Origin of the sequence: Exiguobacterium sp. s50 (assembly GCF_018618175.1) — a bacterium.
Classification (GTDB): domain Bacteria; phylum Bacillota; class Bacilli; order Exiguobacteriales; family Exiguobacteriaceae; genus Exiguobacterium; species Exiguobacterium chiriqhucha.
In genome coordinates, this window is record NZ_JACSLP010000029.1 from 1 (window position 1) to 526 (window position 526).

The window sequence follows — 526 nt, forward strand, 5'->3', positions numbered from 1 at the left end:
ATCGTCATCGCCCCTGACCTTCTCAAGCGAGACTTCACTGCCAGTAGACCGAATAAGAAGTGGGTGACGGACATCACCTACATCCAATACGGGGGAACGACGAAGTACCTCTCCACGATCATCGACCTATTCAACAATGAGATTGTTGCCTATAAGCTATACGATCATCAACAGACGCCCCTCGTCATCGATACGTTAAGGATGGCGTTGGAGAGTCGGAACAATCCCGAAGGGATCATCATCCATTCAGATCAAGGAAGTGTCTATACATCATATGCCTTTCAAGATTTCGTAAAGAGGAAGCATCTGACGAGCAGCATGTCTCGAAGAGGCAACTGTTGGGATAATGCGGTGATCGAATCGTTTCATTCGAACTTGAAGTCTGAGGAATTCCAGTACGTCAAGTTCAACTCGTTAAGCGACTATGAAGTGCGTGAGCGGGTGAATAATTACTTAACTTACTACAACGAAGAACGTATCCAAGAAAAATTAGGCTACCTCACACCGATAAAATATGGTGTGGCGG

General features: G+C 45.8%; 1 protein-coding gene. It reads left to right on the forward strand.

The window, feature by feature from the left end:
• Positions 1 to 526: IS3 family transposase (locus KNP68_RS15110; protein ID WP_214716547.1), on the forward strand; the 526-nt coding region annotated here is incomplete at both ends.